The 22,839-nt window shown below is 58.0% G+C and carries 18 protein-coding genes and 5 tRNA genes; 19 read left to right on the top strand and 4 right to left on the bottom strand.

Features of this window, described 5'->3' with window-relative positions; all coding sequences use genetic code 11:
• The first annotated feature begins 23 nt into the window (after positions 1–23).
• The 4 genes from MLD24_RS03295 (at position 24) to MLD24_RS03280 (ending at position 2,503) form a co-directional block, all read left to right on the top strand.
• A complete protein-coding gene (locus MLD24_RS03295; protein ID WP_248163949.1) occupies positions 24–218 on the top strand; it encodes a hypothetical protein in 195 nt (64 codons plus the stop codon).
• Positions 194–757, top strand: a complete 564-nt coding sequence (locus MLD24_RS03290; protein ID WP_248164042.1) for an AraC family transcriptional regulator — start codon at positions 194–196, stop codon at positions 755–757. Before MLD24_RS03295 ends, MLD24_RS03290 begins: the two co-directional genes overlap by 25 nt.
• 113 nt (positions 758–870) lie before the next feature.
• On the top strand, positions 871–1,605 hold the full coding sequence (locus tag MLD24_RS03285) for a transglutaminase-like domain-containing protein (protein ID WP_248163946.1): 735 nt from the start codon (positions 871–873) through the stop codon (positions 1,603–1,605).
• Between the two features lie 184 nt (positions 1,606–1,789).
• Positions 1,790–2,503, top strand: coding sequence for a PEP-CTERM sorting domain-containing protein (locus MLD24_RS03280; RefSeq protein ID WP_248163943.1), 714 nt, complete (start codon positions 1,790–1,792; stop codon positions 2,501–2,503).
• A 98-nt stretch (positions 2,504–2,601) separates the two neighbouring features.
• On the opposite strand, the gene MLD24_RS03275 is transcribed toward MLD24_RS03280, so the two are convergent.
• Together MLD24_RS03275 and MLD24_RS03270 are read right to left on the bottom strand one after the other, a co-directional pair.
• The gene (locus MLD24_RS03275; protein ID WP_248163940.1) at positions 2,602–3,345 is read right to left on the bottom strand and encodes a UDP-2,3-diacylglucosamine diphosphatase; all 744 of its coding nucleotides are present in this window, start codon (positions 3,343–3,345) and stop codon (positions 2,602–2,604) included.
• The gene (locus MLD24_RS03270) at positions 3,342–3,851 is read right to left on the bottom strand and encodes a peptidylprolyl isomerase (protein ID WP_227171264.1); all 510 of its coding nucleotides are present in this window, start codon (positions 3,849–3,851) and stop codon (positions 3,342–3,344) included. The genes MLD24_RS03275 and MLD24_RS03270 overlap by 4 nt, the downstream gene beginning before the upstream one ends.
• A gap of 384 nt (positions 3,852–4,235) precedes the next feature.
• Here MLD24_RS03270 and MLD24_RS03265 point away from each other — a divergent pair, with 384 nt between their 5' ends.
• The 3 genes from MLD24_RS03265 to MLD24_RS03255 all read left to right on the top strand — a co-directional run bounded on the left by MLD24_RS03265 (position 4,236) and on the right by MLD24_RS03255 (position 9,930).
• The gene (locus MLD24_RS03265) at positions 4,236–5,912 is read left to right on the top strand and encodes a glutamine--tRNA ligase/YqeY domain fusion protein (protein ID WP_248163937.1); all 1,677 of its coding nucleotides are present in this window, start codon (positions 4,236–4,238) and stop codon (positions 5,910–5,912) included.
• A gap of 19 nt (positions 5,913–5,931) precedes the next feature.
• The gene (cysS, locus tag MLD24_RS03260; protein WP_248163935.1) at positions 5,932–7,314 is read left to right on the top strand and encodes a cysteine--tRNA ligase; all 1,383 of its coding nucleotides are present in this window, start codon (positions 5,932–5,934) and stop codon (positions 7,312–7,314) included.
• 435 nt (positions 7,315–7,749) lie between these two features.
• Positions 7,750–9,930: a malate synthase G gene (locus tag MLD24_RS03255; RefSeq protein ID WP_248163933.1), complete on the top strand. Its 2,181-nt coding sequence runs from the start codon at positions 7,750–7,752 to the stop codon at positions 9,928–9,930.
• A gap of 91 nt (positions 9,931–10,021) precedes the next feature.
• Here the strand turns inward: MLD24_RS03255 and folD are convergent, their stop codons facing one another.
• Entirely contained in the window at positions 10,022–10,879 is an 858-nt protein-coding gene (folD, locus tag MLD24_RS03250; protein WP_248163929.1) for a bifunctional methylenetetrahydrofolate dehydrogenase/methenyltetrahydrofolate cyclohydrolase FolD, read from the bottom strand.
• A gap of 463 nt (positions 10,880–11,342) precedes the next feature.
• Between folD and MLD24_RS03245 the strand changes: the two genes are divergently transcribed.
• The 11 genes from MLD24_RS03245 (at position 11,343) to MLD24_RS03195 (ending at position 21,042) form a co-directional block, all read left to right on the top strand.
• A tRNA-Pro gene (locus MLD24_RS03245) sits at positions 11,343–11,419 on the top strand.
• A gap of 36 nt (positions 11,420–11,455) precedes the next feature.
• Positions 11,456–11,532: transfer RNA gene (locus tag MLD24_RS03240), tRNA-Arg, on the top strand.
• 76 nt (positions 11,533–11,608) lie between these two features.
• A tRNA-His gene (locus tag MLD24_RS03235) sits at positions 11,609–11,684 on the top strand.
• Positions 11,685–11,758: 74 nt separating this feature from the next.
• A tRNA-Leu gene (locus tag MLD24_RS03230) sits at positions 11,759–11,843 on the top strand.
• Positions 11,844–12,088: 245 nt separating this feature from the next.
• Positions 12,089–13,393, top strand: coding sequence for a trigger factor (tig, locus tag MLD24_RS03225; RefSeq protein WP_248163926.1), 1,305 nt, complete (start codon positions 12,089–12,091; stop codon positions 13,391–13,393).
• 208 nt (positions 13,394–13,601) lie between these two features.
• The gene (clpP, locus tag MLD24_RS03220) at positions 13,602–14,237 is read left to right on the top strand and encodes an ATP-dependent Clp endopeptidase proteolytic subunit ClpP (protein ID WP_227171258.1); all 636 of its coding nucleotides are present in this window, start codon (positions 13,602–13,604) and stop codon (positions 14,235–14,237) included.
• A 76-nt stretch (positions 14,238–14,313) separates the two neighbouring features.
• Positions 14,314–15,597 carry an ATP-dependent Clp protease ATP-binding subunit ClpX gene (clpX, locus tag MLD24_RS03215; protein ID WP_227171257.1) on the top strand — a complete coding sequence of 428 codons (1,284 nt, stop codon included), beginning with the start codon at positions 14,314–14,316 and terminating at the stop codon, positions 15,595–15,597.
• A gap of 225 nt (positions 15,598–15,822) precedes the next feature.
• Complete coding sequence (lon, locus tag MLD24_RS03210; RefSeq protein ID WP_227171256.1) at positions 15,823–18,240, top strand: endopeptidase La; 2,418 nt, start codon at positions 15,823–15,825, stop codon at positions 18,238–18,240.
• A gap of 241 nt (positions 18,241–18,481) precedes the next feature.
• Positions 18,482–18,754, top strand: a complete 273-nt coding sequence (locus MLD24_RS03205; RefSeq protein WP_227171255.1) for an HU family DNA-binding protein — start codon at positions 18,482–18,484, stop codon at positions 18,752–18,754.
• Between the two features lie 197 nt (positions 18,755–18,951).
• Complete coding sequence (locus MLD24_RS03200; RefSeq protein WP_248163922.1) at positions 18,952–20,820, top strand: SurA N-terminal domain-containing protein; 1,869 nt, start codon at positions 18,952–18,954, stop codon at positions 20,818–20,820.
• A gap of 145 nt (positions 20,821–20,965) precedes the next feature.
• Positions 20,966–21,042, top strand: a tRNA-Val gene (locus tag MLD24_RS03195).
• 423 nt (positions 21,043–21,465) lie between these two features.
• Here MLD24_RS03195 and MLD24_RS03190 read toward each other — a convergent pair.
• The gene (locus MLD24_RS03190) at positions 21,466–21,858 is read right to left on the bottom strand and encodes a site-specific integrase (RefSeq protein WP_248163919.1); all 393 of its coding nucleotides are present in this window, start codon (positions 21,856–21,858) and stop codon (positions 21,466–21,468) included.
• A gap of 653 nt (positions 21,859–22,511) precedes the next feature.
• Here MLD24_RS03190 and MLD24_RS03185 point away from each other — a divergent pair.
• Positions 22,512–22,793 carry a hypothetical protein gene (locus MLD24_RS03185; RefSeq protein ID WP_248163917.1) on the top strand — a complete coding sequence of 94 codons (282 nt, stop codon included), beginning with the start codon at positions 22,512–22,514 and terminating at the stop codon, positions 22,791–22,793.
• Positions 22,794–22,839: the final 46 nt, after the last annotated feature.

Genomic DNA, 22,839 nt, shown 5'->3' with positions numbered 1-22,839 from the left:
GTGTACCTGCAGAGCGCAACCCCATGACTGATCAGGTTCGGGTGATGCCGGGGGTGCTGCTGTTTGTCGGCCGGGCGCTCGAGGCTGAAGAGCATGCCCACGTGGCGGCGCAGGTGGTTTGGCCCCGTGGTGACAGCGAGCTGCTGGTCGGGAACCGGCGCTGGTGGCCGGAGGCGTTCCTCATCGGTTGGCGATGTCCGAAGGGCTGTTGCTGCTGATCGAGCCGCAGTCATGCTGGGGTGAGGTGCTTGGTCGCCGGCTTGATGGTGAGGACTGCGTTACCTTGCCGCTACCGGAGTTGGCACCTTCGGCGGCGGAAACCTCGCTGGCAGACGGTTGGCTGGTTCCGGCGATGGCACTGCTTTGCTCCCGGCTTGGCTTGCCCCTGCCCGGGCCCGCCATGACGGCGGTGGGGGACCACCGAATCCGCCGGTTGCTGCAGGCCATGGATGAGTGCTTCGCGGTCGACCGTTGCCTCAAGCCCCAGGGCTGGAGGGCCGCAGACGCGGCCCGTTCGATGGCGTTGTCCGAGGGCCGGTTTCTGCACCTGTTTCGGGACCAGGTGGGCATGGCCTGGCGTCCTTACCTGCTGTGGCGTCGTCTTCTGTGTGCGGTGACGGCGATGGCAGAAGGGAAGGCTGCGACGGAGGCGGCCCACCTGGCCGGCTTTTCCGACAGTGCCCACCTCAGTCGGACCTTTCGTCGGTGTTTCGGTCTCTCAATCCGTCAGGCATCCCGCCTGCGTTCGCGCAGCTGATCTGGGCCGCACGAATCCGCTCCAGCAGGTTTCTGTTTAGCCAGTTTGTTCAAGTTTGCGATGGGATAGGGCGGTACTGTTTCTCCAACACCCATGGACCGCTGGAGAACGCAATGAGTCAGAACGAGTCGCCATACCTGCAGCCAACGACGATGCTGGATTTCGGGCACCCGGATGTTCAACGCCTGGTGCGTCAACAGGGCTGGCGGGAGCTGCCTGAGCCTGAGGTGGCCAGGGCCATCTACCTGTTTGTTCGTGACCAGATTCCGTTTGGCTACAACGCCAGCGATGACCTCTCGGCGAGTAAGGTGTTGGCGGACGGCTATGGTCAATGCAACACCAAGGGCACGCTGTTAATGGCGTTACTCCGGGCGGTGGGGATTCCGGCCCGTCTGCATGGCTTTACCATCTACAACGAGCTTCAGCGCGGGGCAATCCCGGACTATCTGTTTGGGTTGGCGCCGGATCAGATCATCCACAGCTGGGTGGAGGCGCGGGTGGGCGGTCGTTGGCTGGAGCTGGAGGGTTACATCATTGACCAGCGCTATCTTGCCCGGGTTCAGAGGCGTTTTTCAGGCCATCGGGGGCCGTTCTTTGGCTTCGGCATCGCGTCGAGGTGTCTGTCATCGCCTGATAATGAATGGACCGGCGGCAATACCTACATCCAACGGCTCGGCATCGCGCAGGACTTTGGCCGCTATCAACAGCCCGACCAGTTCTACCGGGAGCGGGGAGGCAACCTCAGTGGTTGGAAGCGGTGGGCTTTTCGTTGTGTGATCAGGCACCTGATCAACCTCAATGTGCGTCGAATCCGGCGTGGCGCCGGGCTACCCGGGACACGGGCCTGATGCCTTCGCCGGGCGCTCCCAAGGGGGTGTCGGTGTGTCAATATGCTTTACAGGTTGCACAGATCGATCATTTAATACCTTTTAAAACCAATAAGATGAAAACTTGGCTGGTTTTTCGCATGGGTTTACAGCAACGCCTGGGGGAGTTGTTTGGGTTCAGTAATCCCCGGCCAAGGAGATAACCATGACTACCAACAACCAATGGACTCGCGGTGGCTGCGCCGCATTGCTGCTCGGCATGGCAGGTGGCGCGTATGCGGTGCCCTTTACCCTCGATTTTGAAGGGGTTGGGGATCAGGCGCAGATCCAGGATTTCTATAACGGCGGGACGGACTCCGATGGCAACTCAGGAACCAACTACGGCGTTGGCTTTGGCGACAACGCGTTGGGCGTGGTTGACGGGGATGCCGGAGGTAACGGCAACTTCGCAAATGAACCCTCACCGGACACCATCATGTTTTTCCTCTCGGGCTCGTCCATCCTGAACTACTCGCCGGGGTTTGATACCGGGTTTTCTTTCTATTACACCACCTCCCAGGCGGCATCGGTGACGGTGTGGGACCAGGAGAATGCCGGTGGTTCCCTGCTGGGACAGATTGATCTGGTTGCTAACAGCACAGCCAACAACTGTACTGGCGATCCGTCAGGCCAGTTCTGCAACTTCGATGTTGGCAACGTGACCTTTTCCGGAACCGCGAAATCAATCGATTTCTCCGGCACCGCCAACCAGGTAGGGTTCGACAACATCACCTTCGGTTCGGACGACCCGAATGTGCCTGGCGATGACACGCCGACCACCGTTGTGCCGGAACCGTCAACGCTGGTGCTGCTGGGGTTGGGGCTGATCGGTGTGTCCGTCACACGCCGTCGCCTGAGGATGACACCGGCCACCGCCTGACGGTGATTGTGGTGTCGAAAAATTGAACACCCGGGAAGCCCCGCCAAAGGCGTCGTAGCCTTGGCGGGGCTTCTTTGTGCGACGCCTGTTTCCCGCCGCTAACACTGGCCCTGTTCGTTCAGAGGGCGCTTGTTCAGCGCCGGCTCCTGGCCCGGGGCGACCGTCAGCCACCAGACATGACGGTCCCAGTCACCCAGTACGATGCGCTGGGCGGGCTGGCCATTGGCGACCAGGTCATGAACCGCCGGCCGATGGGTGTGGCCATGGATCAGACGTTGGACGCCGTGTTCTTCCATGACGTTGACCACCTCTTCCGGGGTGACGTCCATAATCGACTGTTCCTTGCCCTGGTTCTTGGCCATGCTGATCTCCCGCAGCTGGCGGGCGGTCGTCTGCCGGTCAGCCAGCGGGCGTTGCAGGAACATGATCTGCCACTGACGGTTGCGCATGGTGGCGCGGAACTTCTGGTATTCCACGTCAGCGGTGCACAGGCTGTCGCCGTGCATCAGCAAGGTGGGCGTGCCGTACAGGTCCACCACAGTCGGGTCATCCAACAGGGTGGCGCCGATACGCTGACAGTAGTCATCCCCGATGAGGAAATCCCGGTTGCCGTGCATCAGATACAGTTCGGTACCCTGATCACTGAGGGCGCGCAAAGCCGATGCGACCTGCTCCTGCAGCGGCGTCCGCTCGTCATCACCTATCCAGGCCTCAAAAAAGTCACCAAGAATGTAGAGGCGTTCAGCGCCCTGGGCTTCGCCAGCCAGGAACGCCAGAAATGCCTCGGTGATATCCGGCCGGTCTTCCTCCAGGTGGAGGTCTGAGATGAACAGCGTGGTCACGCTGCGCCTCCATCCTCCAGCACCTCGGCTTTCTCGATGACCACATCGTCATGAGGGACATCCTGATGGCCGGCTTTCATGGTGGTGGGGACGGCGCGAATGGCGTTGACGGTGTCCATGCCTTCAACCACCTTGCCGAAGACACAGTATCCCCAGCCTTCGGCGGTTTCTGCTGTGTGGTCGAGGAAGCCGTTGTCCTGTACGTTGATGAAGAACTGCGCGGTGGCGGAGTGAGGGTCCATGGTGCGAGCCATGGCAACGGTGCCGGCCATGTTGCTGAGGCCGTTATTGGCTTCATTGGCAATCGGTTCACGGGTTTTGCGGGGGGTCATGCCGGGCTCGAATCCACCGCCCTGGATCATGAAGTTACTGATCACACGGTGGAACACCAGGCCGTCATAAAAACCATCACGGACATACTGTTCGAAGTTTTTGGCGGTCTCTGGGGCCTTGTCATGGTCCAGCTCAAGCTTGATGTCGCCGTGAGAGGTTTTCAGCAGAATCATTCTGGTTTCCTGTGTCGTTGGGAGCGCGCCGTGCCGTCACCAGCGGGACGCAGCAATGAATCGGGTTCGTTTCTGGGCGGGCCAGTCTGCCTTTATTGCCCTTAAGGATCTATTGTACGTAACTCTTTCACCCACGTAACGCTTCAGGTGGCGTCAGGGCTTCCCGGTTTTTTCCGGGTGCGACGACGTGTCGGTGTTGGCCGGGGTTATGCCTGACGAGGGAATGCGTATAATACTGCGTTTACGCTAAAGATCCTCTGACGGACTCCGGATCGCTTCTGAGTGAACGGGAGCCTGGTCAGTGGCTCTTTCAGCACCACCCAAGCAAAGCTGGCCCCGTTTTGCCGGGGTTCCAAACGCACCGTCCCACGAAATTGAGATCGTATGAGCGCCGATTCCAAGAAAGCCCACAACTTTATTGAAAGCCTGATTAAAGACGAAATCAGCAGTGGCAAGCACGCCGGCAAGGTTGTTACCCGTTTTCCGCCGGAGCCAAATGGCTATCTGCACATTGGTCACGCCAAATCCATCTGCCTGAACTTTGGCATTGCAGAGACGTTCCAGGGCGAGTGTAACCTTCGGTTTGATGACACCAACCCGGAGAAGGAATCCCAGGAATACATCGATGCGATCCGCAAAGACGTCCAGTGGCTGGGTTACGAGTGGGCCGGTGATATCCGTTTTGCCTCCGATTACTTCGACGCCATCTACGATTTTGCCGAAGAGCTGATCGAGAAGGGCAAGGCCTATGTGTGCTCCCTGAACGCCGAGCAGATGGCCGAGTACCGTGGCAGCCTGACCGAGCCGGGTCGCAACAGCCCGGACCGTGATCGTCCGATTGAGGAAAACCTGCAGCTGTTCCGGGACATGCGCGCGGGCAAGTATGCCAATGGTGAGCTGGTGCTGCGGGCCAAGATCGATATGGCCTCGCCCAACATCAACCTGCGCGACCCGATCCTGTACCGGATTCGCTACGCTGACCATCACCAGACCGGTGACAAGTGGTGCATCTATCCGATGTACGACTTCACCCACCCCATCTCCGACGCGATGGAAGGGATTACCCACTCGCTCTGCACGCTGGAATTCGAGGATCACCGGCCGCTGTATGACTGGGTACTGGATAACATCACGCCGCCGGCACGGCCGCGGCAAACGGAGTTCGCCCGTCTCAACCTGAACTACACCATTACCAGCAAGCGCAAGCTCAAGCGCCTGGTGGATGAGGGTGTGGTTGAAGGCTGGAACGATCCGCGGATGCCAACGGTGTCCGGGATGCGTCGACGGGGCTACACGCCAGAGTCGATCCGTGCCTTCTGTGACATGATCGGAGTCAACAAGGCTGGCGGCACCGTCGATGTCGGCATGCTCGAGTTCGCCATCCGCGAAGACCTGAATGCCCGCGCGCCCCGAGCCATGTGCGTCATGCGCCCGCTCAAGGTGACCCTGACCAACTACCCGGAAGACCAGGCTGAAACCCTGACCTTGCCGGTGCATCCGCAGAACGAGGCGATGGGTACCCGCGAAGTACCCTGGACCCGCACCCTGTATATCGACCGGGAAGACTTCGTTGAAGAGCCGCCGCGTAAGTGGAAGCGTCTGGCACCGGATCAGGCGGTACGGCTTCGTGGCGGATACGTGATGACCTGCCGCGAGGTGGTCCGCGACGGCGAAGGCAACATCGTCGAGCTCAAGTGCGAGTACGATCCCAACACCCTGGGCGTTAACCCGGAGGGGTACAAACCCAATGGTGTGATTCACTGGGTGTCCGCAAGCGACAGTGTTGAAGCGGACATCAATCTTTACGATCGTCTGTTCAACCATGAGTCTCCAGACAGTGACAAGGAAGGCGACTTCCTGGATCACCTGAACCCGGATTCCCTGGTTAGTCTGACTGGTGCCCGGGTTGAGAAAAGCCTGGCCCAGCCCCGCAATGACCTGCCGTACCAGTTCGAGCGGGAAGGCTATTTCTTCCTGGATGCCGATGCCTCCGAGCCCGGTCGTCCGGTTTTCAATCGTACCGTCACGCTCAGGGATTCCTGGGCCAAAGCCAAAAACTGATAGTCCATAGGCCGTTAACGTGATTCGAATCTACAACACGCTGTCCCAGCAGAAGGAAGAGTTCCAGCCCATCGAACCCGGCAAGGTTCGTATGTATGTCTGTGGCATGACGGTTTACGACTACTGTCACCTGGGGCATGCACGGGTGCTGGTGGCGTTTGATGTGATTACCCGTTACCTGCGGCATTGCGGCTACGACGTCCATTACGTTCGCAACATCACCGACATAGACGACAAGATCCTGCTGCGGGCGGAGGAGAACGGTGAGGTCTATACCGATCTCACCGAGCGCATGATCAGCGCAATGCACGAGGATGAAGGCAAACTTGGGGTTCTGCCGCCGACGGAAGAGCCCCGGGCCACCGCCCACATCGACAACATCATCGCGATGATCCGCACGCTGATCAGCAAGGATCACGCCTATGTGGCCGATAATGGGGACGTCTACTTTGCCGTGGACTCGTTTGACGGTTACGGCAAGCTCAGCAAGAAAAAGCTGGATGACCTGCTTGCAGGTGCGCGGGTCGATGTCGAGCAGGCCAAGCGTTCACCGGCGGATTTCGCGCTGTGGAAGGCTGCCAAAGCCGGCGAGGTGAGCTGGAACTCGCCCTGGGGCGATGGTCGCCCGGGGTGGCACATCGAGTGCTCCGCCATGTCGACCTGCTGCCTGGGAGACACCTTTGACATCCATGGTGGCGGGCCGGACCTGATGTTCCCGCACCATGAAAACGAGATTGCCCAGTCTGAGGCGGCTACCGGGCAGGAATTTGCCCGCACCTGGATGCATGCCGGCGCGATTCGTGTGAACAAGGAGAAGATGTCCAAGTCCCTTGGCAACTTCTTCACCATCCGTGAGATCCTCGAGAGCTATCCCCCCGAGGTGGTGCGGTACTTCCTGGTGTCCAGCCATTACCGCAGCCAGGTGGACTACTCCGAAGATAATCTGGCCGAAGCCGGGCGCAGCCTGACCAAGCTCTACCACGCCCTGCGTGGTCTGGTACCTGCCAAAGATGTGGCAGACACCGCCCATGACCGGCAGTTCCAGGCGGCCATGGACGATGACTTCAACACCGCCGGTGCGATCGCGGTGCTTCATGGTGTTGCCGCGGAAATCAATCAGCACCGGCGCCAGGGCGACGAGCAGGCGGCGTCCGACAGCGCCGCCGTGCTGGTCCGGCTCGGCAAGGTGCTGGGATTGATGCAGCAGGACCCGGAGGCGTTCTTCCAGGCCGATACCGGCGGAGAGCTGACCGCCGAGGAGATCGAAGCGCTGATCCAGGCGCGGGCGGATGCCCGCAAGGGACGGGATTTCGCAGAGGCCGATCGAATCCGGGATGAGCTTGCCAGTAAAGGCGTGATTCTGGACGATTCACGAGAGGGCACCAGCTGGCGCCGGGGTTGATGGCGGTCATTTCCAGGCATGAATTTATACGTGATTTAACGTACAATGCCGCGCCTAGAAAGATAGCGCAGGGAGCCACGGATGAACTCCGAATCGTCTCTGCGCGATCTGAGGGCTGTAGCTGCAAGGCGTGGTCCGCAGCCAATGGTCTGGGCCGCACCCGGATAGCCCTTGGCAAGGGCCGCAACGCCGCAGATGCGGCCCTCAGAGCGCGCCCTTCGGGGCCTTCAGAGCGATTCACACTCGGCGTTGCGACTTTTTGAAAGGCAACCAGCCTGTCTGCAAAGTCGCGCCTTGATTGTGAACCGCTCTGAAGACCAGAGATGATCCGGAGTTCATCCGTGGCTCCCCAACTCCCGGTTAGCCGGGAGCGAATAACCGGGCGTTTCGATCCGGTAAACAGGGAACACAGTAAAACCACTGAGGCAAACAACGATGACAGAACGCGTGCAAGTCGGCGGCCTTCAGGTCGCAAAGAACCTGTTCGATTTCGTGAACAATGAAGCGATTCCGGGCACCGGCGTTGAGGCCGACAAATTCTGGGCGAACGTCGACAGCATCATTCACGAGCTGGCTCCCCGCAATAAGGAACTCCTGGCTCAGCGTGACGCAATCCAGGAGAAAATGGACGCCTGGAACCGGGATCATAAAGGTCAGTCCATCAACATGGACGAGTACAAGGCCTTCCTGAAGGACATCGGCTACCTGGTCGAAGAACCTGCCGACTTCAAGATCGACACCGCCAACGTTGATCCGGAAATCGCCACCATGGCCGGCCCGCAGCTGGTTGTGCCGGTGATGAACGCGCGTTTTGCTCTCAACGCCGCCAATGCGCGTTGGGGCAGCCTGTACGATGCCCTCTACGGCACCGATGCCATTTCTGAAGACGATGGCGCCGAGAAAGGTCGTGGTTACAACCCGGTGCGCGGCGCCAAGGTTATCGAGTGGGCCCGCAACCTGCTGGACAGCTCCGCTCCGCTGGCCGCTGGCAGCCACAAGGATGCCGCCAAATACTACGTGGACGGTGGCAAGCTGGCCGTCAAACTGCAGAATGGCGATGTCACCGGTCTGAAAGACGAGTCCGGATTTGCCGGCTATGTCGGTTCCGCGGCAGAGCCGACCGGTATCCTGTTGGCCAAGAATGGCATGCGATTTGAGATTCAAATCGACGCCAGTCATTCCATTGGCAAAGATGACGGCGCCCACGTCAAAGACGTCCTGATGGAATCAGCTCTGACCACCATCATGGACTGCGAGGACTCCGTTGCCGCCGTTGATGCCGACGACAAGATCGTCGCCTACAAGAACTGGCTGGGCCTGATGAAAGGCGATCTCGAAGAAACCTTCGAGAAGGGCGGTCAGAAAATGACCCGTAAGCTGAACGCAGACCGCGTTTACACCGCGCCAGACGGTGGCGAAGTAAGCCTGAAAGGTCGCAGCATGCTGTTCGTCCGCAACGTTGGTCACCTGATGACCAACCCGGCGATTCTGCTGAAAGACGGCAGCGAGATTCCCGAGGGCCTGATGGATGGCCTGATCACCTCGCTGATCGCAATCCACGACCTCAAGGGGCTTGGTCAGTTCCAGAACAGCACCAAGGGCTCTGTCTATATCGTTAAGCCCAAGCAGCATGGTCCGGAAGAAGTCGCCTTCACCAACGAGTTCTTTGCCCGTGTCGAGGACGCCCTGGGTCTGCCGCGCTTTACCCTGAAAGTTGGCATCATGGATGAAGAGCGCCGCACAACCGTGAACCTGAAGGCCTGTATCCATGCGGCCAAGGATCGCGCGGTCTTCATCAACACCGGCTTCCTCGATCGGACCGGCGACGAGATCCACACCTCCATGGAGCTGGGGCCGTTCATCCGTAAAGGCGAAATGAAGCAGGCTGCCTGGATCAACGCCTACGAGAACTGGAACGTCGATATTGGTCTGGAAACCGGTTTCTCCGGCGTTGCCCAGATCGGTAAAGGAATGTGGGCAATGCCGGACCTGATGGCTGGCATGCTCGAGCAGAAAATCGGCCATCCGAAGTCTGGCGCCAACACGGCGTGGGTTCCGTCCCCGACAGCGGCCACTCTGCACGCATCGCACTACCACCAGGTAAACGTATTCGACGTGCAGAAAGAGCTGGCGAACCGTCAGCGCGCTGCGCTGGACGATATTCTGACCGTACCGGTTCTGGCAGATCCGTCTTCTCTGAGTGCTGAAGACATCCAGCAGGAGCTGGACAACAACGCCCAGGGTATCCTCGGATACGTTGTGCGCTGGATCGATCAGGGTGTAGGCTGCTCCAAGGTGCCGGATATCAACAACGTCGGCCTGATGGAAGACCGTGCAACCCTGCGGATTTCCTCCCAGCTGCTGGCCAACTGGCTGCATCACGGTATCTGCACCGAAGCGCAGATTGAGGAAACCATGAAGCGCATGGCCGCTGTTGTTGATCAGCAGAACGCTGGTGATCCTGCCTACCGCAACATGGCTCCGAACTTCGATGACAGTATTGCGTTCGAAGCGGCCATGGCGCTGGTTCTGAAGGGTTGTGAGCAGCCGAACGGCTATACCGAGCCGCTTCTGCATGCCTACCGCCTCAAGGCGAAAGCCAAGTACGGTCAGTAAATCGACCGATAAATAAAAAACCCGCCAATCCGGCGGGTTTTTTTATTGCCTGCTCGCAGAGCGGTCAGGCATGGGATGCAGCGTTGCCCGGTCAGTCCGTGTGCAGCTCGTTGGCGGCGTACAGCGTGTTCTGCAGCAGGGTGGCGATGGTCATCGGGCCAACCCCTCCGGGCACCGGAGTAATGTAGGCAGCGCGCTCTGCGGCGGCCTCGAACTCGATGTCACCACGTAGCTTGCCGTCTTCCATCCGGTTGATGCCAACGTCGATCACCGTGGCGCCAGGCTTGATCCATTCGCCCTTCACCAGGCCGGGCTTGCCTACGGCGGCAATGACGATGTCAGCCTCGGAGACGAAGCGTGCCAGGTCATCGGTGAAACGATGGGTGACGGTCGTGGTGGCGCCCTTGAGGAGCAGTTCCATGGCCATGGGGCGGCCTACGATGTTGGAGGCCCCGACAATCACTGCATGCTGGCCCTTATAGGGCGTGCCGACGCTGTCCAGCAGGGTGATGATGCCGGCGGGTGTGCACGGGCGCAGCTCTGGCCGACGCTGGACCAGTCGCCCGATATTGAATGGGTGAAAGCCGTCAACGTCTTTGTCCGGGCGGATCTTGACCAGAATCGGATCGGCGTCCAGATGAGAGGGCAGGGGAAGCTGAACAAGAATGCCGTCCACCGCAGTGTTCTCGTTCAGCTCTTCGATCAGCGCCTCCAGGGCCTCCTGAGAGGTGTCTTCCGGCAGGTCGTAGGACAGGGAGATAATCCCGGCTTCTTCGCAGGCCTTACGTTTATTGCCAACGTACACCTGGGATGCGGGGTCATTGCCGACCAGCACCACGGCCAGTCCGGGCGCGCGCAGTCCCTGTTGGCGACGGGCCTCAACGCCCGCGGCAACCTGCTGTCGGACCTGGGCGGCGATTTCTTTTCCGTTGATCAGTTTCGCAGTCATGTCGATATCTTTGGGTCCAGCCTTATAAAGCGGCGCATTGTCTCATGGTTCGTCGTCTACTCCAATTCACCGCGCCGTTCTTCTATCACCCGCTGGCCGCTGTCGTGTCAGGCTGCAATGAGGGTAGCAGCGCCCATGGGTGGTATCGGTGTCGTAGTCGTGTCGTGATAGCGCGTGTAGTAGAGGATAGAAGGTAGAGGATATGGTGGTAACGAGTGCACTGCCAGAGAGTGTGGCGCTAGTGTTAGGTAGTAGGTAGAGAGTGTAGTGGTTAGTAGGTAGAGAGTGTAGTGGTGGAAGGTGTAGTGGTGGAAGGTGTAGTGGTAGAATCACAAAAAGTGGCATCGGCAATTGGCTGCTGGCGGAATTATCTGAAGAAAATTCCAAATCGTTGTTGACGAAGCGGAAACCCGACGGTAATATGCGCGCCAACTTTGCTGAGGCACTTGTTGTTCAGGTTGAACGGGGTATAGCGCAGTCTGGTAGCGCGCCTGCTTTGGGAGCAGGATGTCGGGAGTTCGAATCTCTCTACCCCGACCATTTCCATTCTGGATATTCAAGTGGGTGAAAGGTTAAGCGCCCGTAGCTCAGTTGGATAGAGCAACGGCCTTCTAAGCCGTGGGTCGCAGGTTCGAATCCTGCCGGGCGTGCCATTAAGCCGTCGGCCGGTCGATAAGCGGTCCAGGTCAAGGCAAAGTTCAAAGCGTTAAAGTTTGAAGTGATAATGTGGTGGACGTAGCTCAGTTGGTAGAGCTCAGGATTGTGACTCCTGCGGTCGAGGGTTCGAACCCCTTCGTCCACCCCACTTTCCCTCCTTGTTGATTTCCCGCTGATCAGAATTTTAAGATGTCATTAGGGCATCGATTCTGTGCTTGATGTGCGAAAGTGGCGGAACTGGTAGACGCGCTGGATTTAGGTTCCAGTGGGGCAACCCGTGAGAGTTCGAGTCTCTCCTTTCGCACCACCTATCCCCCTGATTTTTTATTCCTTTCTGTAGTTTGTTTTGCCTTCGCGCATTTTGTGCCTTCTCCTTTGTAGGCTTTGCTCTGGCGACAGGTTTCGCGGCATTTCGTGTTTCTCTCCGCCTGGAAAACCGTGGTAGACTACCGCTTTTAATTTTGCGCTGCCTGGGTTGACGGCCGGCAAGGTAGTGACCAGGGCGCAGGTAATTATTCATTCACTTACTGACCGGTAATTCGAGGAACTTCCATGCAAGTGTCTGTAGAAACGACATCCAACATCGAACGTCGCATGACAATCGGTGTGCCCGCCCAGGAAATTGACGCGGCGGTTCAAAAGCGCCTTCAGGAAACCGCGCGTACCGTTCGCCTGAACGGTTTTCGTCCGGGCAAAGTGCCTATGAGCGTTGTAAAGCGTCGTTTCGGTGCCAGCGTTCGCCAGGAAATCGTCGGCGAAGTCATGCGCGACAACTACATGAAGGCACTTGAAGAGCAGGATATTGCTCCGGCTGGCTGGCCGCGCTTTGAGCCGAAGTCCATGGAAGAAGGCAAGGACCTCGAGTTCGTGGCCATCTTCGAAGTGCTGCCGGAAATCGAGCTGGGCGACCTGAGCAAAATCAGCATTGAAAAGCCGACCTCCGAAATCACCGACAAAGACGTCGACAACATGATCGACAACCTGCGTCGTCAGCAGGCCACCATGAAGTCCGTGAAGCGCAAGTCCAAGAACAAGGACGTGCTGACCATCGACTTCAAGGGCTTTATTGACGGCGAAGAGTTTGAAGGTGGCGCGGCTGAAGGTCACCGCCTGACTCTGGGCTCTGGCCAGATGATTCCGGGCTTCGAGAAGGCCATCGTTGGCGGTAAGGCCGGCGAAGAGCTGGAAATTGAAGTTACCTTCCCGGAGGACTACCACAACGAAGAGCTGGCCGGTAAGCCTGCCAAGTTCGAAATCAAGATTCACGAAGTAGAAGAGCCGCAGCTGCCTGAGCTGGATGAAGAGTTCTTCCAGAAGTACGGCATTGAAGCCGACAGCGAAGAAAGCTTCCGTGCCGAAGTTCAGAAGAACATGGAGCGCGAGCTGAAGCAGGCGATCTCCAACAAGGTCAAGAACGACGTTGTTGACGGCCTGCTGGAAACCACTGAACTGGAAGTGCCTCAGGCGCTGATTGACCAGGAAATCGACCGTCTGCGTCAGGACGCCGTACAGCGTTTCGGTGGCCAGGTAGACTTCCAGCAGCTGCCTAAAGAGCTGTTTGAAGAGCAGGCGAACCGTCGCGTCAAGACCGGTCTGCTGTTCCAGGAAGTGATCAAGAGCAAGGACCTGAAGGCGGATGATGCCAAGGTCGAGGAGAAGATCCAGGAGATCGCCTCCACTTACGAGCAGCCGGAAGAGGTTGTTGCCCACTTCCAGAACAACGCCGAGCAGAAGTCCCAGATCGAATCTGTGGTTCTGGAAGACGCGGTTGTTGACCTTGTCCTCGAGCAGGCTAAGGTGAAAGAGAAGAAAATGAAGTACGAAGACGCCGTCAAGGCCGGTCAGCCCCAGCGTTAAGACTGGGGCCTGATGGCTTCGCGAGCGAGAAAAGAAAACAGCCGGTCATGCCGGCTGTTTTCATCTTGGGCTGGGGGTGGCAAAGTAATGCCCCGGTAACAGTCATCCAGGGGGAAGGGCTGATCCTTTCTTCTTTACATAACGAACAATCTACCAAACCCCGGTGACCGGGTGGTCACAATACGTCCAGAAGGAGTTCAGGCGCATCATGATGCAAAAACCGATTGATGGTCCGGCAATGGTAACGAGCGCCGGCCTGGTGCCGATTGTTATTGAACAGACTGCCCGGGGTGAGCGGCAGTTCGACATCTATTCCCGTCTGCTGAAAGAGCGGGTGGTATTTCTGGTGGGGCCTGTTGAGGACCACATGGCCAACCTGGTGGTGGCCCAGCTGCTGTTCCTGGAGTCGGAAAACCCCGACAAGGACATTCACCTGTACATCAACAGCCCTGGCGGTTCTGTCACTGCGGGTATGTCCATCTACGACACCATGCAGTTCATCAAGCCGGACGTGAATACGCTGTGTATTGGTCAGGCGGCTAGCATGGGGGCATTCCTGCTCGCCGGTGGCGCTGAGGGCAAGCGTGCCTGTCTGCCGCATTCCCGGGTGATGATTCACCAGCCACTTGGCGGTTATCAGGGCCAGGCCACGGACATTGAGATCCACACCAAGGAAATCCTCAAGATCCGCCACACCCTGAACACCCTTCTGGCCCAGCACACTGGCCAGGATCTGGAGACCATCGAGCGGGATACCGAGCGCGATAATTTCATGGATCCGACCCAGGCCAAGGAGTACGGCCTGATCGATGCAATATTTGATAAGCGCGTTCAGAATAAGTAATACTGGAACCAATCGCATCACCATTTGTCGACGTAATTGGTGAGTGCGTCGACAAATCCAGACCAGAGGTAAGTCAATGGCAGATGAAAGAAACGGCAGGGGCGACGATAACGGCAAGTTGCTGTACTGCTCGTTTTGTGGAAAGAGCCAGCATGAAGTCCGTAAGCTCATTGCAGGGCCCTCGGTGTTCATCTGCGACGAATGCGTCGACCTGTGTAACGACATCATCCGGGAGGAGATCCAGGAGAGTTCACAGGAAGAGGCGAGTGATCGTCTGCCCACGCCTGATGAAATTCGCACTACGCTGAATGAGTATGTTATCGGGCAGGACCGGGCCAAGATTGTTCTATCTGTCGCAGTGTATAACCACTACAAGCGGCTGCGTTACGGCGAAGGCAAGGCCGAAGTCGAGCTTGGCAAGAGCAACATTCTGCTGATCGGTCCTACCGGCAGTGGTAAAACCCTGTTGGCAGAGACCCTTGCGCGGATGCTGAACGTGCCGTTCACGATCGCGGACGCCACCACGCTGACAGAAGCCGGTTACGTGGGTGAGGATGTCGAGAACATCATCCAGAAGCTGCTGCAGAAGTGCGATTACGACGTCGACAAGGCTCAGCGCGGTATCGTCTACATCGATGAGATCGACAAGATTTCCCGCAAGTCCGACAACCCGTCGATCACCCGGGATGTGTCCGGCGAGGGTGTTCAGCAGGCACTGCTGAAACTGATCGAAGGAACGGTCGCGTCTGTACCTCCACAGGGCGGTCGCAAGCATCCCCAGCAGGAATTTCTGCAGGTGGATACCGGCAATATCCTGTTCATCTGCGGTGGCGCCTTTGCTGGCCTCGACAAAGTGATTCAGGATCGCTCCGAGCGCAGCAGCATCGGCTTTACGGCCTCAGTCGTGAGCCAGGATGACAGCAAGAGTACGGGCGACATCATCAAGGACGTCGAGACCGAGGATCTGGTGAAGTACGGCCTGATTCCCGAGTTTGTCGGTCGTCTGCCGGTGGTGGCCACACTGACCGAGCTTGACGAGGCAGCGCTGGTTCAGATTCTCACTGAGCCCAAGAACGCGCTGACCAAGCAGTACCAGAAACTGTTCGATATGGAAGGGGTTGAGCTGGATTTCCGTGAAGACGCACTGCGTGCGGTTGCGCGCAAGGCCATGGAGCGCAAGACCGGCGCCCGGGGTCTGCGGTCCATCATGGAAGCCACCCTGCTGGACACCATGTACCAGATCCCTTCTGAAACCGATGTCACCAAGGTGGTGATCGACGAAAGCGTGATTGATGGCGACTCCGAGCCGTTCAAGATCTACGCCAGCTCCGATCATGCCAAGGCGGCTTCCGACGATTGATCGTTGGCAGGTTTCAGCAATATGAAAAAGGGCGGCAACGCCCTTTTTTTTCCTCTCCGTTTTGTGGTCGGCTGTTAGTGTCGCCGGTCGGGGCACCTGGCCCCGCGTGCCGACTGGCCCTGACGGACAGCCCCGACGCAATTCCTCCTGCAAAAATATTGCAATTTTACCAAGCGCCCCAATGAAGGGTGATAAGCTGAAAGAAACAAAACCCGAGGATTTCTTATGACCCTGATCCCCGAAGAGTCTGTACAAGAATACCCAATGCTCCCGTTGCGGGACGTGGTGGTATTCCCACATATGGTGGTTCCGCTGTTCGTGGGGCGCGACAAATCAATTCAGGCGCTCGAAGCCGCGATGGAGGGCAGCAAGGAAATCCTTCTTGTGGCACAACGGGATGCCGGCACCGATGAGCCGGGCCCGGAAGACGTATTCGAAATGGGGACTCTGGCCACGGTGTTGCAGTTGCTGCGACTCCCGGACGGCACCGTCAAGGTGCTGGTGGAAGGCAATACCCGTGCTCGCATCCAGACCATGGAGGAGGGCGAGTTCCTGACCGGCACCGCGATCCTGATGGACGAAGAGTCGTTGCCGGAGCGCGAAGGCGAAGTACTGGTCAAGACCCTGATGGAGGAGTTTGAAAAGTACGTCAAGCTCTCCAAGAAAGTGCCGTCGGAAGTCTCCAATGCGCTGACCGGCATCACCGAGCTGGAGCGTCTGGTGGACACCATGGCCGCGCACCTGGAGCTTCGCATCCCTGAAAAACAGGAACTCCTTGAAGCGCTGGATGTCCGCCAGCGGGTGGACCTGCTGCTGGGCAAGCTGGACGGCGAGATTGACCTGATTGAGGTAGAGAAGCGCATCCGTGGCCGCGTCAAGAAACAGATGGAGCGCAGCCAGCGGGAGTACTACCTCAACGAACAGATGAAGGCCATCCAGAAGGAGATGGGCCAGCTGGGTGAAGGTGGTGGTGATTTCGAGGAGCTGGAGCAGCGCCTGGAAGAAGCCGGGCTGCCCGAAGAAGCCCGCAAGAAGACCGAAGCGGAACTCAACAAGCTCAAGATGATGTCGCCCATGTCCGCCGAGGCGACGGTGGTACGGGGTTACATCGACTGGATGCTGGCCGTGCCCTGGAAGAAGCGCAGCCGCGTTCGCCATGACCTCGAGAAGGCCCAGGAAATTCTGGACCGGGATCACTACGGTCTGGAAGAGGTCAAGAAGCGCATCCTGGAGTACTTGGCGGTCCAGAGCCGCGTGAAGAAGGTGAAAGGCCCTGTGCTGTGCCTGGTAGGGCCGCCCGGGGTTGGTAAGACCTCCCTAGGCCAGTCCATTGCCCGGGCCACCAATCGCAAATACACCCGGATGGCACTGGGTGGCGTGCGTGACGAGGCTGAGATTCGCGGTCACCGCAAGACCTACATTGGCGCCTTGCCCGGCAAGCTGCTGCAGAAGCTGTCCAAGGTCGGGGTCAAGAACCCGCTGTTCCTGTTCGATGAAATCGACAAGATGGGCATGGACCACCGGGGTGATCCGGCATCCGCATTGCTGGAAGTGCTGGACCCGGAGCAGAACCACACCTTCAACGATCACTACCTGGAAGTGGACTACGATCTGTCAGACGTGATGTTTGTCTGCACCTCCAACTCCATGGACATTCCGTCGGCGCTGCTGGACCGGATGGAAATCATCCGTATCCCCGGCTACACCGAAGACGAGAAGGTCAACATTGCCCTCCGGTACCTGGTGCCCAAGCAGGTCAAGGCCAACGGGCTGACCGAGAAGGAGCTGGATCTGCCGGAAGAGACCCTGCGATCGCTGATCCGCTACTACACCCGGGAAGCCGGTGTGCGGGGGCTGGAGCGGGAGATTGCCAAGATCTGTCGCAAGGTCGTGCGGGAGCATGTGGAGGCCGGCGAACGCAAGACGCTGACCATCACCCCGGAGATGCTGGAAGACTATTCCGGTGTCCAGAAGTTCAAGTACGGTCTGGCGGAAGAGACCAACCAGATCGGGCAGGTGACCGGCCTGGCCTGGACCCAGGTTGGCGGTGAACTGCTGACCATTGAGTGCGCATTGACCAAGGGCAAGGGCCGTGTCGTCAAGACCGGTTCGCTGGGCGATGTCATGCAGGAGTCCATCCAGGCGGCCTTGACCGTGGTCCGCAGTCGTGCCGTCGGGCTTGGTGTGAAGGACGATTTCCACGAGAACTACGACCTGCACGTCCACGTTCCCGAGGGCGCAACGCCAAAAGATGGTCCCAGTGCCGGTATCGGTATGTGCACCGCGCTGGTCTCCGCACTGTCGCAGATTCCGGTCCGCGCAGACGTTGCCATGACCGGTGAAATCACCCTTCGCGGGCGTGTGCTGGCGATTGGCGGGCTCAAGGAAAAACTGCTCGCGGCGCACCGCGGTGGCATCAAGACCGTGGTGATTCCGGAAGAAAACGTCCGCGATCTCAAGGAGATACCGGATAATATCAAGGAATCTCTGGAAATCCGTCCGGTAACATGGATCGACGAAGTGCTGGATATTGCCCTGGCTTACAGCCCTGAACCGCTCAGCGAACAGGTGTCAGCTGAGGCCGGATCAGGCAAATCCAGAGACGATGATGCCGATTCTTCCGAGCGGATAAATACGCACTAATCCTCGGCGGCGTTGTTGACACGCTGGAGAGCCCGTTGGTATAACTGTTTCGCCGTGAAGCAGCCAATACCAAGGGCTCCCGCGCAGTTTATGCCTATTCCGAATTCCGGTTTTCAACCGAATGGAATAAAAAAAGTGAAGAATGGAATTCTCTGACCGCTTATGCGATAGTCGGGAACGTCCTAAAGAATAGCCAACTTATATCTATAACATCTTCAACCTGAAATCGAAGGGGTTTAGTGTGAACAAGTCCGAACTAATCGATGCAATTGCAGAGTCCGCTGACATCTCCAAGGCAAGCGCGGGTCGCGCTCTGGACGCGATGACAGACTCCGTAACTGACGCTCTGAAAAAAGGTGATCAGGTGACTCTGATCGGTTTCGGTACCTTCTCGGTGAAAGAGCGTGCTGCTCGCACCGGTCGTAACCCGCAAACTGGCGCTGAGATCAAGATTCCGGCCTCTAAAGTACCTGGCTTCAAAGCTGGTAAGGCCCTGAAAGACGCCGTTAAGTAAGGCTCTTTCTCCGGCGGTGTCGTTGATGATGTCGCCCAGGCGGCCCGGAGACTGGTTCCGAGAGGCCGCCCCAGGAATATGGAGGCGCATCCCGCATCGGGTGCGCCTTTTTTATGTTTGAGATACCAGAGGCCTGACGCCAGTATTCGCCGCACCCCATCGACGCTAGGCGAAACGGATGGCGATCCGGGAGGACCATGCTTCAAGATATTCGTGAGAATGCCCAGGGCACCATTGCCAAGATAATCATTACGTTACTGATCGTGTCACTGTCCATCTGGGGGATGGATGCGATCATCGGCGGCTTTTCCGGCGAGCCGGAAGTGGCAACAGTGAATGGTGAACCGATCACCGAGCGGGAGTTCAATCGCCTGGTTCAGATTGAGAGCCAGCGCCAGCTGTCCCAGATGGAAGAGCCCGACCCGTCGCTGCTTGATGAGGACAGCATTCGTCGCCAGGTACTCGACAACCTGATTCAGGATCGCATCCTGACCCAGGACGCGGCAAACCAGGGCATGACCCTGACGGATGCCGACGTGGACGCGCTGATTACCCAGATGCCGGAATTTCAGGTGGATGGCACGTTCAACCGTGACCAGTTCATGATGGTGGTTCGCAACATGGGCATGGGAGTCGCTGAATTTCGCGAGTTCCTCCGTAAGCAGTACGTGGTTGGCCAGATCCGCTCCGGCCTGGCTGGTAGTGGCTTTGTGGCCAAGACGGCCGCACAGCAACTGATGAGCCTGCAGAACCAGACCCGGAGCTTCCGTGTTGCCTCGATCCCGGCTACCGCGGTAGCGGATTCCGTGGCGGTCACCGATGAGGATGTTCAGGCTTTCTACGACGCCAACGGTGACGCGTTCATGCAGCCGGAAAGCATCGATGCCCAGTATGTGGCACTGAGCCTGGAGTCCCTGGCTGATCCTGACAGCGTCAGCGAGGAAGAGGTTGCCGCACTTTACGAGAAACGCGCAGAAGAGTTGGCCGCGGAAGAGCGCCGCACCGCCCATATCCTGATCAGCGGCGTTGACGATGTTGACGCAACAGTCGCGGAAGTGCAGGAAAAGCTGGCAGCGGGTGAGGATTTCTCTGCCCTGGCTGAGACCTATTCGGCCGACGTGGCATCCGCCAAGAATGGCGGGGATCTCGGTTTTGCCGGTCGCGGCGTGTTTGCCGATGCCTATGAGGCGGCGATGTTCGAGCTGGCGCCTGGAGAGGTGTCAGAGCCCGTCCAGACCAGTTTCGGTACCCACATCATCAAGCTGCTGGATGTCCGCGACAGCGAGGTCCCGGCACTGGCTGAGCTGGAGGCGGATCTGCGTCGTGAGCTGGCGGTACGGAAAGCCGATGAGGCCTATGCCGAAGCGCGCTCTGAGCTGGCTGATATCGCCTACAGCGCCAATGATCTGAACGAGCCGGCGGAGGCTCTGGGTCTGGAGATCCGTGAGCGTGAGGGCGTTACCCGCGATGGCGGTATGGCTCCGTTCGACCATGCCGGTCTGGTGCGTCAGCTGTACTTCGAGGATGCCCTCAAAGACGGCTATAACACCGAAGTGATCGATGTGGGGGATAACGTCTCCGTGGTTGCGCGGGTGAAAGCGCACCATCCGGCCCGCCAATTGCCGCTGGAGGAGGTTGCAGCCCAGATCCGCACCCGACTGGAAGCCGAGAAAACCCGCGAGGCCCTGGCCGAGCGTGCTACCCAGCTGATTGAGGAGCTGGAGTCCGGCCAGTCGCTGGCGGACATTGAGGGCATCACAGAGCTTGGCATTGAGTGGCAGAGCTTTGACGAGCAGCCGCGCAACACCCAGTCAGTGCATCCGGCTGTGGTAGGCGAGGCCTTCTCTCTGGGCCGTCCAGCCGCTGAGGAGGCCGTTTACGGCTTTGCCAGTACCGGAGGTGCGGTCGCGGTGATCGCCCTGGACAGCGTCCATGAGGGCGAGGTGGACCAGGAGGGACCGCAGTTCCAGCAGATCGACGATTTCCTCGCGACCCTGCAGGGACAGCGCGAGTACACCGCCTACCAGCAATACCTGCGCGAGCAGGCCGAAGTGGACCGCCTCTGATCACGACTCGGTGAGCAGGGCAGTGCCTGAAAATCCCCCGGGAGCGTCCGTTTCCGGGGGATTTTTTTGTTTCAGAAACAAATTTGAAGAAAAGACTTGACCCACCCACCGTGAATCCTTATAGTGCGTCCCCGTTGCAGGACACAGGACCATAGCTCAGTTGGTTAGAGCGCTACCTTGACATGGTAGAGGTCCCCAGTTCGAATCTGGGTGGTCCTACCAATTCTGCAAAGAAAGTCAGTTACTTACGGAGATCGTGAGAACTGGCTTTTTTTATTTTCGGAATATTTTCGGAAAACAAAACGCTTATACAGTACTGCAGATTGCCCCCAATCTCTGGAGCGACCGCTCCGAAATACCACGCTAACCCGCCAGTATCTCCTCCAGGTCCAACCCGGCTTTTACCCGGACCCAATCCTGGGAATGCCCCCTCTGATATCCCTGTGTCATCCGCTCATCAGCGTGAGCCATAAGCGGCTGGATATAGCTTTCATTGTCATACCCCTGCTGTTTGTAGATCCACGACCCGAGTGAACGAATCTCGTGGAAGGTCGGCCGGCTCTCCCTGGGAATTCCATCAAACAGCCCTGTCTCATCGCGGAGACGACGAAACTCAGCGGTAAAGTGATTGGGGAGTATTTGGGTTCAGTGGTCTCGCTCATCAGAGTGAATCTTGCGGGACGGGCGCCGGTGAACAATGTAGGGCGATGCAATCCCGGACTGCCGGGCTCGTGGTATCAGCTCAGCCAGTTGCGGGCAGTCGATCTCCAGGTGGGCATGCTCGTGTTTCTTCGTCTTCTGGCGGACCACCTTGATCAGGCCGTCCTGGTAGTCAGAAAACTTCATGTTGAGCACTTCACTACGGCCCTGGAGCGTCACCAGGGAGATCTCCATCGCAAACTGCATCCAGAACGGCGAGATCGCGTGGATGGCCTTGAATCCTTCGAGGGTCAGCCGTTGGCGGTTCTTACGGTACTCGGTCTTTGCATAGGTCACCTCAGCCGGATGGCCGATATCGACAGGGTAGAGCCCCTTCATGATGGCCTTCTGAGACCGCCCTCTGTCGCAAACAGGGGAGGGGTAAAACCGTGTGGGTTAGCAGACCGGTAACCGGAACCGGCAGGCCCAAAGGCCTCTCACACGGCCCGCCCTATAATGCCGAGCGTGCCATGTTCTCACCATCCCTCACACCCCAATTGTCAAACTCTGTTGCACGCCCTTGCCACACAGTGCAGAGCCATATAGCGTTTACCTAACACAGCGTCATGAAGCGCCGGTGGTTGGCCCTGGAGTCGCCAGCAGCCCATTGCCGACCATGGCAGCACCTGGTCTTCCGGAGCGATGGCCGATCTGTCAGCCGGATGACACCTCTAAAGGATGTGAGGAACAGCATGTTGAACCTGGATCGACTTCTCCCACCCGATGTTCTGGCTGACTTAGCCAAATGCTATCCACTGTCCGTTGGCAAAAGGCAAGACCCCGAAGACCTCATGCGGTTGGCGGGATATTGTTGCATCTGACACATTTCACGCAAACGGATCTTGGAATAATCTCGCTAAGTGCTTGATAGAGTACGAATTGGAATATAGGTTTTATGGGGAAATGTGGCGGGATATCACGTCAGGTGACGTGTTTAAACACGTCATGTGCCGTTGAATCAATGTTAAATATATGGCCAACTTGGAGAGAAGATGAAAACTAATAGCATTCCGGAAAACATAGAGAGCAGACTTCCTGATGGGGTTGATGTCTACAGCTTCGATGTGTCAGAGGATGGGAAACTGGCTGCGATTTTAGTTTGTGGTGAAGACACTGATTTCCCAGAGCCCTGGATTTACAACTCTGAAACAGACGAATTGAAATGTGTAGATAATGATGTTTTGATGAATTTTCCTGTTTCGAAAGCATTTTTTGCGGAAGGCGCAGTAGATATGGTCGCAGTTGAGGTGGACCCAATCAGTTGGACAACCTGATGGTGTCCCTAAGCTATGATTCGGTTGTTTCCCTGGCTCAGGCTGC

Source organism: Marinobacter xestospongiae (assembly GCF_023156385.1).
Classification (GTDB): Bacteria; Pseudomonadota; Gammaproteobacteria; order Pseudomonadales; family Oleiphilaceae; genus Marinobacter; species Marinobacter xestospongiae.
Note: the sequence above shows the minus strand (reverse complement) of the source record. Positions and strands in the feature narration are given on the sequence as shown.

Bases quoted from the DNA above. Each gene is read 5' to 3' on its own strand.
- MLD24_RS03295 (WP_248163949.1), top strand. From the start codon at position 24: ATGACTGATCAGGTTCGGGTGATGCCGGGGGTGCTGCTGTTTGTCGGC.
- MLD24_RS03290 (WP_248164042.1), top strand. From the start codon at position 194: ATGTCCGAAGGGCTGTTGCTGCTGATCGAGCCGCAGTCATGCTGGGGT.
- MLD24_RS03285 (WP_248163946.1), top strand. From the start codon at position 871: ATGAGTCAGAACGAGTCGCCATACCTGCAGCCAACGACGATGCTGGAT.
- MLD24_RS03280 (WP_248163943.1), top strand. From the start codon at position 1,790: ATGACTACCAACAACCAATGGACTCGCGGTGGCTGCGCCGCATTGCTG.
- MLD24_RS03270 (WP_227171264.1), bottom strand. From the start codon at position 3,851: ATGATTCTGCTGAAAACCTCTCACGGCGACATCAAGCTTGAGCTGGAC.
- MLD24_RS03265 (WP_248163937.1), top strand. From the start codon at position 4,236: ATGAGCGCCGATTCCAAGAAAGCCCACAACTTTATTGAAAGCCTGATT.
- MLD24_RS03255 (WP_248163933.1), top strand. From the start codon at position 7,750: ATGACAGAACGCGTGCAAGTCGGCGGCCTTCAGGTCGCAAAGAACCTG.
- folD (WP_248163929.1), bottom strand. From the start codon at position 10,879: ATGACTGCGAAACTGATCAACGGAAAAGAAATCGCCGCCCAGGTCCGA.
- tig (WP_248163926.1), top strand. From the start codon at position 12,089: ATGCAAGTGTCTGTAGAAACGACATCCAACATCGAACGTCGCATGACA.
- clpP (WP_227171258.1), top strand. From the start codon at position 13,602: ATGATGCAAAAACCGATTGATGGTCCGGCAATGGTAACGAGCGCCGGC.
- clpX (WP_227171257.1), top strand. From the start codon at position 14,314: ATGGCAGATGAAAGAAACGGCAGGGGCGACGATAACGGCAAGTTGCTG.
- lon (WP_227171256.1), top strand. From the start codon at position 15,823: ATGACCCTGATCCCCGAAGAGTCTGTACAAGAATACCCAATGCTCCCG.
- MLD24_RS03200 (WP_248163922.1), top strand. From the start codon at position 18,952: ATGCTTCAAGATATTCGTGAGAATGCCCAGGGCACCATTGCCAAGATA.
- MLD24_RS03190 (WP_248163919.1), bottom strand. From the start codon at position 21,858: ATGAAGGGGCTCTACCCTGTCGATATCGGCCATCCGGCTGAGGTGACC.
- MLD24_RS03185 (WP_248163917.1), top strand. From the start codon at position 22,512: ATGAAAACTAATAGCATTCCGGAAAACATAGAGAGCAGACTTCCTGAT.